This is a genomic window from Streptomyces sp. NBC_00223 (genome assembly GCF_036199905.1).
Classification (GTDB): Bacteria; Actinomycetota; Actinomycetes; order Streptomycetales; family Streptomycetaceae; genus Actinacidiphila.
This window is the reverse complement of record NZ_CP108109.1, coordinates 5,134,238-5,146,648: the sequence shown is the minus strand read 5'-3', so window position 1 is coordinate 5,146,648 and position 12,411 is coordinate 5,134,238. Positions and strand designations below refer to the sequence as shown.

Sequence of the window (12,411 nt, the reverse complement as noted above, 5' to 3'; positions counted from 1 at the left end):
TCCCCGCACTGTTTCCCCGACCCGGCTTGCCTACCCTTTTGCCATACTTCCGGTACCCATCGGCGAAAGGCGGGTCATGAAGACCATGACGTATTCCGAGTCACTGGCTCGCTACGCCGAGATCTTCGACGCGGTCACCGACGACCGCGAGGAGATCATCATCACCCGGGCGGGGCGCGAGCCGGTGGTCATCGTTCCCCTCGCGGACTACGAGTCGCTGCGGGAGACCGCCTACCTGCTGCGGAGCCCGGCCAACGCACAGCGGCTGCTGGCCTCGATCAACCGACTGGAGAACGGCGCCGGCTCCGTACGGGAACGGGCGGACGACGAGTGAGGATCTTCGTCGGAGAAATGTCTTCGCGGAGCGGCGCCGATGAGTGGCGGGCTCTGAATCGCGGCAACGAGGGCATCGTCAGGCCGGAACCGGTCCGGCACGGCTCCAGGTCTGCCGGTCCCACCGGATCAACGGCGAGCGTCGGCTCGGGCACGGGCCTTGGGGCGGGGGTTCGCGGTCTGCCGGTGCTCGGATCAGCCCTCCGCGATGACCACGGCTGAGGCGATGCCCGCGTCGTGGCTCAGGGAGACGTGCCAGGTGCGGACGCCCAGGGCGGCGGCGCGGGCCGCCACCGTGCCGGTGACCGCCAGAAAGGGCTGGCCCGAGGGGGACGTGGTGACCTCCGCGTCCAGCCAGTGCAGACCTCCCGGCGCCCCCAGGGCCTTCGCCAGGGCCTCCTTGGCCGCGAACCGGGCCGCCAGCGAGGCCGTACCGCGCGGCGCACCCGAGGGGAGCCGAAGCTCCGCCGGGGTGAAGAGCCGCTCGGCCATCCCGGGGGTGCGGGCCAGCGAGGCCGCGAACCGGTCGACCGCGGCCACGTCGATACCGACGCCCACGATCATTCGACGGTCACCGACTTCGCCAGATTCCGCGGCCGGTCCACCTCGTTGCCCCGCGCGGTCGCCAGCTCGCAGGCGAACACCTGCAACGGCACCGTGGCGACCAGGGGTTGCAACAGCACCGGGACCTGCGGAATGCGGATCAGATGATCGGCGTACGGGACCACCGACTCGTCCCCCTCCTCCGCGATGACGATCGTCCGGGCGCCGCGCGCCCTGATCTCCTGGATGTTGGACACGATCTTGTCGTGCAGCACCGACCGCCCGCGCGGCGACGGCACAACGACGACCACCGGCAGATCGTCCTCGATGAGCGCGATCGGCCCGTGCTTCAACTCCCCCGCCGCGAAGCCCTCCGCGTGCATGTAGGCGAGTTCCTTGAGCTTGAGCGCGCCCTCCAGCGCCACCGGATACCCCACGTGCCGCCCGAGGAAGAGCACCGTCCGCTTCTCCCGCAGCGAGCGCGCCAGCTCCCGTACCGGCTCCATCGTCAGCAGGACCTCCTCGATCCGGCCGGAGATCCCGAACAGCTCGCGGACCACCGCCCGGACCTCGTCCCCCCATGTGCTGCCGCGCACCTGGCCGAGCCACAGCGCCACCAGGTAACAGGCCACGACCTGCGTGAGGAACGCCTTCGTGGACGCCACCGCCACCTCCGGCCCGGCCCGGGTGTAGAGCACCGCGTCGGACTCGCGGGGAATCGTCGATCCGTTCGTGTTGCAGATCGCCAGCACCTTCGCGCCCTGCTCACGGGCGTGCCGCAGGGCCATCAGGGTGTCCATGGTCTCCCCGGACTGACTGACGGCGACCACCAGCGTGCCCGGGCCCACGATGGGGTCGCGGTAGCGGAACTCGCTGGCCAGCTCCACTTCGCACGGCACCCGCGTCCAGTGCTCGATGGCGTACTTCGCGATCATCCCGGCGTGGAAGGCGGTCCCGCAGGCCACGATGACGACCTTGCCGACCTCGCGCAGCAGTTCCTCGGGGATGCGCACCTCGTCCAGCGTCAGCCGCCCGGCCGCGTCGATCCGGCCGAGCAGCGTGTCGGCGACGGCCTTGGGCTGCTCGGCGATCTCCTTGAGCATGAAGTGGTCGTGGCCGTCCTTCTCCGCCGCCGAGACGTCCCAGTCCACCAGATACGGCCTGACCTCGGCCGGCTTGCCCTCGAAGTCGGTGACGGTCACCCCGTCCCTGCGCAGCTCCACGATCTGGTCCTGGCCCAGCTCGATCGCCTGGCGGGTCTGCGCGATGAAGGCCGACACGTCGGAGGCGAGGAAGTTCTCGCCCTGGCCGACACCGACGACCAGCGGGGAGTTGCGCCGGGCCCCGACCACCACGTCCGGCGCGTCGGCGTGTACCGCCACCAGGGTGAAGGCGCCGTCCAGCCGCGCGCACACCAGCCGCATGGCCTCCGCGAGGTCGCCGCAGGACGAGAACTGCTCGGCGAGCAGATGCCCCACGACCTCGGTGTCGGTCTCCGAGGCGAGGTCGTGGCCGCGCCCCGACAGCTCGGCCCGCAGCGCGGCGAAGTTCTCGATGATGCCGTTGTGGACCACGGCGACCCGGCCCGCGTTGTCCAGATGCGGATGGGCGTTGCCGTCGTCGGGGGCGCCATGGGTGGCCCACCGGGTGTGGCCGATCCCGGCGGAGCCGAACGGCAGCGGCTGCCGGACCAGCTCCTCCCGGAGGTTGCCGAGTCTGCCCGCCCGTTTGGCCGTGGCCAGCCCGCCGTCGACGAGCACGGCGACCCCGGCCGAGTCGTAGCCCCGGTACTCCAGGCGTTCCAGACCTGCCATCACGACGTCGAGCGCGCACTGACCGCCCACGTACCCCACGATGCCGCACATGCCAGCAGCTTAGGCCGGGCGGCGGATATCGGCCCGTCAAGCACCGGCGCCCAGGGGCCGGCGGGCACCGGCCGGTCAAGCCCCCGCTCCCGGGAGAACACCGGGCCGGCTCTGACAGCACACGGACAGACCCCCGCCGGGAGCCGCGCGCATCCCCGACGGACAATGGCCGGATGCCGACGACGACCGCCCCCGCCAGCCCGTATGTCGATCTGACCCGGGAGCAGTGGAGCGCCCTGCGCGAACGCACCCCGCTGCCGCTCACCGCCGACGAGGTGGAGCGGCTGCGCGGCCTCGGCGACGTCGTCGACCTGGACGAGGTGGTGGACGTCTATCTGCCGCTGTCCCGGCTGCTCAACCTCTACGTCGCCGCCCACAGCGGGCTGCGCGGCGCGCTGAGCACCTTCCTCGGGGAGGCCGCGCGGTCCGAGCCCGGCACACCGTTCGTGATCGGCGTCGCCGGCAGCGTCGCGGTCGGCAAGTCCACCACCGCCCGTCTGCTCAAGGCCCTGCTCGCCCGGTGGCCGGAACACCCCCGGGTCGAACTCGTCACCACCGACGGCTTCCTGCTGCCCAACGCCGAACTCCAGCGCCGCGGCCTGATGTCCCGCAAGGGCTTCCCCGAGTCCTACGACCGCCGCGCCCTGACCCGCTTCGTGGCCGATGTGAAGTCCGGGAAGCCCGAGGTCACCGCGCCGGTCTACTCGCATCTGATCTACGACATCGTGCCCGGTGAGCGGCTGACCGTGGCCCGCCCCGACATCCTGATCGTGGAGGGCCTCAACGTCCTCCAGCCCGCGCTGCCCGGCACCGACGGCCGTACCCGGGTCGCGCTGGCGGACTACTTCGACTTCAGCGTGTACGTCGACGCGCGGACCGAGGACATCGAGCAGTGGTACCTCGACCGCTTCCGCAAGCTGCGCGACACCGCCTTCCAGGACCCGTCCTCGTACTTCCGCAAGTACACCCGGGTCGGGGAGGAAGAGGCACTGGACTACGCCCGCATGATGTGGCGGACCGTCAACCAGCCGAACCTGGAGCAGAATGTGCTGCCCACCCGCGGCCGGGCCACCCTGGTCCTCCGCAAGGGCGCGCAGCACAAGATCCAGCGCCTGTCGCTGCGCAAGCTCTGACCACCGTCCCCCGAACCGCGCGCCCGACCCCACGGAGAGCGACCCGTGCTTCATCTGCGGCTGATCGTGCCGTCCGACCGTACCGAGCAGGTCGCCGACCTGGTACGGGACACCGTCGGCGCCACCCATCTCACCCTGCTGCGCGGCGCCGCGCTGGAACCGCCCGGTGACCTGGTGACGTGCGAGGTGGCCCGGGAGGCCGCCGACCCGCTGCTGGCCGCGCTGCGCGCGCTGGGCATCGCCGAGAACGGCGCGATCTCGGTCGAGCCGGTGGAGCTGACGCTGTCGCGGACGGCGGACCAGGCCGAGGAGGAGGCGCCGGGCGAGGGCGCCGACGCGGTGCTGTGGGAGTCCCTGGTCGAGGAGACCCACGAGGAGTCCACGCTCACCATCACCTATCTGGCCTTTCTCACCGTGGCCACCATGATCGCGGCCTACGGGGTGATCCTGGACAGCTCGATCCTGATCGTCGGCGCGATGGTCGTCGGCCCGGAGTTCGGCCCGCTGGCCGGCTTCTGCACGGCGCTGGTCCGGAGGAACGCCGCCCTGGCCCGCCGGTCGCTGATGGCGCTGCTGATCGGCTTCCCGGTGGCGGTCCTGCTCACCGGCGCCTTCGCGGAGATCCTGAACGCGGTCGGGGTCTTCACCGAGGCGCGGTTCACCGCGCCGCACCCGGCCACGGAGTTCATCTGGCAGCCGACCGCGGACTCCTTCGTGGTGGCCTTCCTCGCCGGGATCGCCGGGATGCTGTCGCTGACGTCGGCGAAGTCGGGGGCGCTGGTCGGCGTGGCGATCTCGGTGACGACCGTGCCGGCCGCGGCGAACGCCGCGCTGGCCATCGCGTACACCGACTGGCACGAGGTCTGGGGCTCGGCCGAGCAGCTCGCGCTGAACCTGGCGGGCATCGCGGTGGCCGGCACACTGACGCTGCTCGCCCAGAAGTGGTACTGGGCGAGCAGCGTGAGGCGGCATCCGAGGGCCAGGACCGGCCGGCGCGCGGCCTGAGCCATCCGGGCACAAGCCGCCCGGGGCGTCAGCCGAGCGTCGCCTTGACGACGTCGGCCAGCCGTCCGGCCACCGTACGGGCGTGGTCGATGTCGGCGGCCTCGACCATCACCCGTACCAGCGGCTCGGTGCCCGAGGGGCGCAGCAGCACCCGGCCGGTGGTGCCCAGTTCGGTCTCCGCCTCGGTGACGGCGACGGCCAGCGCCGGGGTGGAGGCGACCCGGGTGCGGTCCACGTCGCGCACATTGACCAGCACCTGCGGCAACCGGTTCATCACGGCGGCCAGTTCGGTCAGCGGGCGGCCGGTGGCGGCGACCCGGGCGGCCAGCAGCAGACCGGTCAGGGTGCCGTCGCCGGTGGTGGCGTGGTCGAGCACGATGACATGGCCGGACTGCTCGCCGCCGAGCGCGTAGCCGTGCTCTTTCATGGCTTCGAGCACATAGCGGTCGCCGACGGCGGTCTGCACGAGGTTGATGCCCTCGCGTTCCATCGCCAGCTTGAAGCCGAGGTTGGACATCACGGTGCCGACCACGGTGTTCTCGCGCAGCGCGCCGCGCTCGCGCATGGCCAGCGCGAGGATCGCCAGGATCTGGTCGCCGTCGACCTCCTCGCCCGCCGCGTCCACGGCCAGGCAGCGGTCGGCGTCGCCGTCGTGCGCGATGCCCAGGTCGGCGCCGTGCTCGACGACGGCGGCCTTGAGCAGGTCCAGATGGGTGGAGCCGCAGCCCTCGTTGATGTTCAGGCCGTCCGGCTGGGCGCCGATCGTGACGACCTCGGCGCCGGCCCGGGAGAACGCCTCGGGCGAGACCCGGGCGGCGGCGCCGTGCGCCTCGTCCAGCACGATCCGCAGCCCGTCGAGCCGGTTGGGCAGCACCCCGATGAGGTGGGCCACGTACTGGTCGAAGCCCTCGTCGTAGTCCCGCACCCGGCCCACGCCGCCGCCGGTCGGGCGGTTCCAGGGGGCGCCGGTGCGGTGCTCCTCGTAGATCGCCTCGATCCGGTCCTCCAGCACGTCGTCCAGCTTGTGGCCGCCGCGGGCGAGGAACTTGACGCCGTTGTCCGGCATCGCGTTGTGGCTGGCGGAGAGCATCACGCCGAGGTCGGCGCCCAGCGCGCCGGTGAGATACGCCACCGCGGGGGTGGGCAGCACACCGACGCGCAGGACGTCCACGCCCGCGCTGGCCAGGCCCGCCACCACGGCGGCCTCAAGAAACTCGCCCGAGGCCCGCGGATCGCGGCCGACCACGGCCACCGGCCGGTGCCCCGCGAAGGTGCCGGCCTCGGCCAGCACATGCGCGGCCGCGACCGACAGACCGAGCGCCAGCTCGGCGGTGAGGTCCGCGTTGGCGATACCCCGCACCCCGTCGGTGCCGAAGAGTCGTCCCACTGTGATTCCTCCGATGCGATGCGGCGGCCCGGCATGCCCGTCCACGGCATGCTCAGCTCAGTCTCGGTGAAGTGGTACGCGACCGGTGGCACACCACCCCGGACAACTGGTCACCAAGTCGTACCACCACACATATACGCCCTCGCGGCGTCATGCGAACGCCCCGGAGGCATCGGTGTGCCTCCGGGGCGTATGCGCGTACCGGGCGGGGAGACCTGCTCCCCGCCGGGTGCGACTAGCGCTTGCTGAACTGAGGCGCCTTGCGCGCCTTCTTCAGACCGGCCTTCTTCCGCTCGACCGCGCGGTCGTCACGGGTCAGGAAGCCGGCCTTCTTGAGCGGGCCGCGGTTGTTGTCCACGTCCGCCTCGTTGAGCGCGCGGGCGACACCGAGCCGCAGCGCGCCGGCCTGGCCGGAGATGCCGCCGCCGCTGATGCGGGCGATGACGTCGTACCGGTTGTCCAGTTCGAGCACCTTGAAGGGCTCGTTGACTTCCTGCTGGTGCACCTTGTTGGGGAAGTAGCCCTCAAGGGTGCGGCCGTTGATCTTCCACTTTCCGCTGCCCGGAACGATCCGGACCCGGGCGATGGACTGCTTGCGACGCCCGGTGCCGGCGGCCGGCTGCGGGTCGCCGAAGCGCGAGGCCAGCGACTCGGAGGTGTACTCGCCCTCGACGGACTCCGACTCGAAGGTCGTGATCTCGTCGTAGGTCTCTTCGCCCTCGAGCGGGGTCTCGGCGGTGGTCTCAGCCACGATTCTCCTCAGATTCTTTCTGGTGGCAGGTGGCCGGGACTACTGCGCGACCTGGGTGATCTCGAACGGCACCGGCTGCTGGGCGCCGTGGGGGTGCTGGTCACCCGCGTAGACCTTCAGCTTCGAGAGCATCTGACGGCCCAGGGTGTTCTTGGGCAGCATGCCCTTGACGGCCTTCTCGACAGCCTTCTCCGGGTTCTTGGAGAGCAGCTCGTCATAACGCACGGAACGCAGACCGCCCGGGTAACCCGAGTGGCGGTACGCCATCTTCTGGGTCTTCTTGTTCCCGGAAAGGTGCACCTTGTCCGCGTTGATGATGATGACGAAGTCACCGGTGTCGACGTGGGGCGCGTAGATGGGCTTGTGCTTGCCCCGCAGAATGGATGCGACCTGGGATGCCAGACGGCCCAGGACGACGTCCTGCGCGTCGATGACATGCCACTGGCGCTGGACATCGCCGGGCTTGGGGCTGTACGTACGCACGGTCGTAGCCTTCGCTTCTTCTCAGTAGGGGTCTCCCCGAACCCGTGAGGGCTCAGGGGAAGGTTCCTGACAGGCCACCCGGACGATCACGACAGCCATGACCGGCTCCCGGGGACGCAACCCGTTCGCCTGCCGCTGGTCATCGGCCCGGTGGACCGGCGTAAGGGCCCCTCACGTGAGATAGAGCAAGCCAATACGCATAACGAACCCGTAGAGTACCCGCGTGGGGCCGTACGGGTCAAAACGCGAGGTCGGCGGCCGGGTTCAGCGCTTGCGTTCGACCCGTCGCTCGTCCCACACCGGGCCCGGTGTCTCCCGCACCACACCGTCCGAGCCGAAGACCAGGAAGCGGTCGAAGGAGCGGGCGAACCAGCGGTCGTGGGTGACGGCGAGCACCGTGCCGTCGTACGACTCCAGGCCCTCCTGAAGCGCCTCCGCGCTCTCCAGGTCCAGGTTGTCGGTCGGCTCGTCGAGCAGCAGCGCGGTGGTCCCGGCAAGCTCCATCAGGAGGATCTGGAACCTCGCCTGCTGCCCGCCGGACAGCTTGTCGAACGGCTGGTCGCCCTGCCGCTCCAGCTCGTAGCGCCGCAGCACCGACATCGCCCGGCCCCGGTCGCGCGCGTGCTCGGTCCACAGGATGTCGACCAGGGTCCGCCCGACCAGCTCCGGGTGCGCGTGGGTCTGCGCGAAGTGCCCGGGCACCACCCGGGCGCCCAGCTTGTACGACCCGCTGTGCGCCACCGAGGAGTCCCCGGCCAGCAGCCGCAGGAAGTGCGACTTGCCCGAGCCGTTCGACCCCAGCACCGCGACCCGCTCGCCGTAGAAGACCTCCAGGTCGAACGGCCGCATCAGACCGGTCAGCTCCAGTTGCTCGCAGGTCACCGCCCGCATCCCGGTGCGGCCGCCCTTCAGCCGCATCCGGATGTCCTGCTCGCGCGGCGGCTCCTCGGGCGCGCCCGCGTCCTCGAACCGCTTCAGCCGGGTCTGCGCCGCGTGGTAGCGGGAGGCCATGTCGGGGCTGTTCGCCGCCTGCTGGCGCAGCCGCAGCACCATGGCCCTGAGCTTGGCGTGCTCCTCCTCCCAGCGGCGGCGCAGCTCCTCGAACCGGGCGAAGCGCTCCTTGCGGGCCTCGTGGAAGGTGTCGAAGCCGCCGCCGTGCACCCAGGCCGTACTGCCCGCGGGGCCGGTCTCCACGCTGACGATCTTCTGCGCGCTGCGGGACAGCAGCTCGCGGTCGTGGCTGACGAAGAGCACGGTCTTACGGGTCTGCGCCAGCTGCTCCTCCAGCCAGCGCTTGCCGGGCACGTCCAGATAGTTGTCCGGCTCGTCCAGCAGCAGCACCTCGTCGGGGCCGCGCAGCAGCGCTTCGAGCACCAGCCGCTTCTGCTCACCGCCGGAGAGCGTCTTGACCTCGCGCCACTGCGCCCGCTCGTACGGCACCCCGAGCGCGGCCGTCGTGCACATGTCCCACAGCGTCTCGGCCTCGTAGCCGCCCGCCTCGGCCCACTCGCTGAGCGCGTGCGCGTACGCCATCTGGGCCGGCTCGTCGTCCTGCGCGATCATCGCCAGCTCGGCCGCGTCGACCGCCTTCGCGGCGGACTGGACCCGCGGGTGCGCGACCGAGACCAGCAGGTCGCGTACGGTCCGGTCGTCGCGGACGCTGCCCACGAACTGGCGCATCACGCCCAGGCCGCCGCTCGCCGTGACCGTGCCGCCGTGCGGGGCGATCTCACCCGAGATCAGCCGCATCAAGGTGGTCTTCCCCGCGCCGTTGGGGCCCACCAGGGCCACCACCGCGCCGTCGCCCACCCGGAACGAGACGTCGCCGAGCAGCGCCCGCCCGTCCGGCAGGTAGTACTCCACGTGCGCTGTTTCCACATGACCCATGGTCTGGATTCTCCCCGCCTCGGCCGATCCGCCCCAACTCGTTTTCCCCGGACACCCCCTGGGGGCGCAGGGACGCCAACCGGAATACGTACGGAGCCGGTCCGGCAATATGATGCGCGACATGACTGAAGGTCCCGGCCAACAGCCGCCGCAGGAACCCCGTAACGGCGCCCCCGAGGGCGGCCGCGAGGTTCTGGAGGGACGCGTCATCCCCTCCAGGCCACAGCGGCCCGCGCCGCAGGACGACCCGCGGCGGCAGTACGCGGCCCCCTCGGCGGACGGCCCCGCCTGGGCCCCGCCGCCGGGCCAGAGCCAGGGGCAGCCGTGGTCCGCGCGGCCGGGGCAGCCCGCCGCCGGCGCACCGGCCGCGGGTACGGGGGCGGGCACGCCGCCGCCCGCCGACCGCAAGGGCGCGCCCGCCCAGAGCCCGCCGCCCCAGGGCGGTCCGCGGCAGGGCGCGCCGAGCGGCTTCGGCGTCCCCGGCACCGGCCGCGCGCCGCGGCAGCCGGTCCCCCCGCAGCCCGCCGCCGGGTCCGGCGCCGCCGGGACGCCCGACTGGACCGCGCTCGCCGAGGCACAGGCCGCCTCCGGCGCCCGGCGCCGCAGGATCATGATGCTGACCGGCGGCATCGTCGCCGTCGCGGTCATCGCCGGGGGCGTGGCCACCGCCGTGGTGCTGTCCGGCAAGAGCTCGGGCGACACGGTCGCCGGCCCCTCGGCGTCCGGCACCACCACGGCGAGCCAGCAGTCGCTGCCGCCCGAGCCGTCGTTCTCCTCGGTGGCACCGCCGCCGCCCGCGAACCCGCTGGACTACCTCTCGACGGCGGCCAAGGACAAGGCCCCGGTCACCGTGGACTCCCTCTTCCCCGGCAAACAGTTCGTGATGAACGGCCGCACCTACGTCAAAACGGCGAGCACCACCACCCAGCAGTGCGCGACCGGCGCCCGCGCGGCCGTCGCCCAGGCCCTCACGGCGAACGGCTGCACCCAACTGGTCCGCGCCACCTATGTGAACGGCACGCTCGCCGTCACCGTCGGCGTCGCGGTCTTCCCGGACGGGACCCACGCGGCGAAGCTGCAGAAGGTCGCCCAGTATCTCGCCCCGCTCAACGGCGGCGGGGTCAAGGACTTCTGCCACGCGGTCGCCTGCCAGATGACGTCCAACGCCGTCGGCCGCTACGCGTACTTCGCCATCTCCGGCTTCAAGAACGGCACGACGCTCCCGGCCACCGACTCGGTCGCCAGGCGCGCCGCCAACGAGGCGTCGAACTTCGCCTTCGAGCGCATCATCCAGCGCGGCCGCGACGCGGCGGCGGCCGATCCCGCCCGCCGGTGACACCGGCGGCCCCGGTGCCCGTACGGCGACCGGGGCCGGTACGGCGGCCCGGCCTCAGAGGCAGCCGGGCAGCGTCCGCAGATTGCGGGCCTCGCGGCTGCGGGCGGCCAGCTGGTCGTCGGGCGGGTAACCGACCTCCTCCAGGGTCAGGCCGTGCGGGCGCACGACATTGACCGCGGAGTGCCGTACCCGGCCGGCCAGCACCTCGCCGGGGAAGCCGGGCGGCCGGTGGCCGTCGCCGACCAGGATCATCGCGCCCACCAGCGCCCGGACCATGTTGTGGCAGAAGGCGTCGGCCCGCACGGTGGCGACCGCGATCCCCTCGGCCGTACGCTCCCAGCGCAGATCGAGCAGGGTACGGATGGTGGTCGCGCCCTCCCGCTTCTTGCAGTAGGCGGCGAAGTCGTGCTCGCCGAGCAGCAGCTTCGCGGCCACGTTCATGGCGTCCACGTCCACCGGGCGGTCGTGCCACAGCACATGGCCGCGCAGCAGCGGGTCGACGCCGCCGGGGTGGTCGCCGACCCGGTACGCGTAGCGCCGCCAGATCGCGGAGAAGCGCGCATTGAAGCCGGCCGGCGCCTGGGACACCCGCCAGACCCGTACGTCCCAGGGCAGCCGCCCGGCCAGCCGCCGCCGCAGCTTGCCGCTCTCGGCGGCCCAGATATCCTCGGGCAGATCCACATGGGCCACCTGGCCGCGGGCGTGCACCCCGGCGTCGGTACGGCCCGCGACGGTCAGCTCCACCGGGTCCGGCAGCCGCAGCACGGTCTGGATCGCGGACTCCAGCTCGCCCTGTACGGTCCGCTGGGTGCGCTGCTTGGCCCAGCCGGAGAACTTGGCCCCGTCGTAGGACAGGTCGAGCCGTACCCGCACCCAGCCGGGTGCCGGATCGTCGCTCACGCGTAGCTCCTCTCGCCCGGACCTCTCGTCCGGGAACCCGAACGGGCCCGCACCCCCAAGGGGTGCGGGCCCGCCCGTCGGTCGTCAGGACGCTCAGGCGTCCTTGGACTCCTCGTCGGCCTCGGCCGGGACGGCGTCCTCGACGGGGGCGTCCTTCTTGATCTCGGCCAGGGCCTCGTCACCGGCGGCGTCCTTGGCGGAACGCTTGGTGGCGGCCTCGGCCTCGCCGACCGCGGACTGCTGCACGGTCAGCGCCTCGACCAGCTCGATGACCGCCATCGGGGCGTTGTCGCCACGACGGTTGCCGATCTTGGTGATCCGGGTGTAGCCACCCGGGCGGTTCTCGTAGCGCGGACCGATGTCGGTGAAGAGCGTGTGCACGATGCTCTTGTCCGTGATCGTCTGAAGCACCTGGCGACGGTTGTGCATGTCGCCCTTCTTCGCCTTGGTGATCAGGCGCTCCGCGACCGGGCGCAGTCGGCGCGCCTTGGCCTCGGTGGTGGTGATGCGGCCGTGCTCGAAAAGGGCCTTCGCGAGGTTCGCGAGAAGCAGCTTCTCGTGCGCGGCGCTGCCGCCCAGACGGGCACCCTTGGCGGGCTGAGGCATGTCTTTCTCCTTCTACGCTGCACCGGCCGTATCAGGTACCGATGTCAGTGCGAACCGGCGGCCGCCGGCCCGTGGTGCCCGAGGCTCACGCCTCGGGCGGGGCGTCCCGTTAGGGGCGCGAGGAACTGCGCGAGCAACCCATCACCGGCGGGTGGTCCGGGGCGAACCGAACAGCCCCTTTC

At 71.9% G+C, this 12,411-nt stretch carries 12 protein-coding genes; 4 read left to right on the top strand and 8 right to left on the bottom strand.

What is annotated here, in order from left to right; genetic code table 11:
- Positions 1-76: 76 nt before the first annotated feature.
- On the top strand, positions 77-334 hold the full coding sequence (locus OHA30_RS21920; RefSeq protein ID WP_328915555.1) for a type II toxin-antitoxin system Phd/YefM family antitoxin: 258 nt from the start codon (positions 77-79) through the stop codon (positions 332-334).
- Between the two features lie 194 nt (positions 335-528).
- Here OHA30_RS21920 and OHA30_RS21915 read toward each other — a convergent pair whose 3' ends face one another.
- On the bottom strand, positions 529-897 hold the full coding sequence (locus OHA30_RS21915) for a holo-ACP synthase (RefSeq protein WP_328915554.1): 369 nt from the start codon (positions 895-897) through the stop codon (positions 529-531).
- Entirely contained in the window at positions 894-2,741 is a 1,848-nt protein-coding gene (gene glmS, locus OHA30_RS21910) for a glutamine--fructose-6-phosphate transaminase (isomerizing) (protein WP_328915553.1), read from the bottom strand. The genes OHA30_RS21915 and glmS overlap by 4 nt, the downstream gene beginning before the upstream one ends.
- 173 nt (positions 2,742-2,914) lie before the next feature.
- Between glmS and coaA the strand changes: the two genes are divergently transcribed.
- Both coaA and OHA30_RS21900 read left to right on the top strand, forming a co-directional pair.
- Positions 2,915-3,874, top strand: a complete 960-nt coding sequence (coaA, locus tag OHA30_RS21905; protein WP_328915552.1) for a type I pantothenate kinase — start codon at positions 2,915-2,917, stop codon at positions 3,872-3,874.
- 45 nt (positions 3,875-3,919) lie between these two features.
- Positions 3,920-4,879: a DUF389 domain-containing protein gene (locus OHA30_RS21900; RefSeq protein WP_328915551.1), complete on the top strand. Its 960-nt coding sequence runs from the start codon at positions 3,920-3,922 to the stop codon at positions 4,877-4,879.
- 28 nt (positions 4,880-4,907) lie between these two features.
- Here the strand turns inward: OHA30_RS21900 and glmM are convergent, their stop codons facing one another.
- The 4 genes from glmM to OHA30_RS21880 all read right to left on the bottom strand — a co-directional run bounded on the left by glmM (position 4,908) and on the right by OHA30_RS21880 (position 9,387).
- The gene (gene glmM, locus OHA30_RS21895; RefSeq protein ID WP_328915550.1) at positions 4,908-6,266 is read right to left on the bottom strand and encodes a phosphoglucosamine mutase; all 1,359 of its coding nucleotides are present in this window, start codon (positions 6,264-6,266) and stop codon (positions 4,908-4,910) included.
- 235 nt (positions 6,267-6,501) lie between these two features.
- Positions 6,502-7,017, bottom strand: coding sequence for a 30S ribosomal protein S9 (gene rpsI, locus OHA30_RS21890; RefSeq protein ID WP_328915549.1), 516 nt, complete (start codon positions 7,015-7,017; stop codon positions 6,502-6,504).
- A gap of 39 nt (positions 7,018-7,056) precedes the next feature.
- Positions 7,057-7,500, bottom strand: coding sequence for a 50S ribosomal protein L13 (gene rplM / locus OHA30_RS21885; RefSeq protein WP_328915548.1), 444 nt, complete (start codon positions 7,498-7,500; stop codon positions 7,057-7,059).
- A gap of 264 nt (positions 7,501-7,764) precedes the next feature.
- Entirely contained in the window at positions 7,765-9,387 is a 1,623-nt protein-coding gene (locus OHA30_RS21880; protein ID WP_328915547.1) for an ABC-F family ATP-binding cassette domain-containing protein, read from the bottom strand.
- Positions 9,388-9,508: 121 nt separating this feature from the next.
- On the opposite strand from OHA30_RS21880, the gene OHA30_RS21875 reads away from it, so the two are divergent.
- The gene (locus OHA30_RS21875) at positions 9,509-10,723 is read left to right on the top strand and encodes a hypothetical protein (RefSeq protein ID WP_328915546.1); all 1,215 of its coding nucleotides are present in this window, start codon (positions 9,509-9,511) and stop codon (positions 10,721-10,723) included.
- Positions 10,724-10,777: 54 nt separating this feature from the next.
- Here OHA30_RS21875 and truA read toward each other — a convergent pair whose 3' ends face one another.
- Together truA and rplQ are read right to left on the bottom strand one after the other, a co-directional pair.
- Positions 10,778-11,623 carry a tRNA pseudouridine(38-40) synthase TruA gene (gene truA, locus OHA30_RS21870; protein ID WP_328915545.1) on the bottom strand — a complete coding sequence of 282 codons (846 nt, stop codon included), beginning with the start codon at positions 11,621-11,623 and terminating at the stop codon, positions 10,778-10,780.
- 93 nt (positions 11,624-11,716) lie between these two features.
- Positions 11,717-12,229: a 50S ribosomal protein L17 gene (gene rplQ / locus OHA30_RS21865; RefSeq protein ID WP_328915544.1), complete on the bottom strand. Its 513-nt coding sequence runs from the start codon at positions 12,227-12,229 to the stop codon at positions 11,717-11,719.
- Positions 12,230-12,411: the final 182 nt, after the last annotated feature.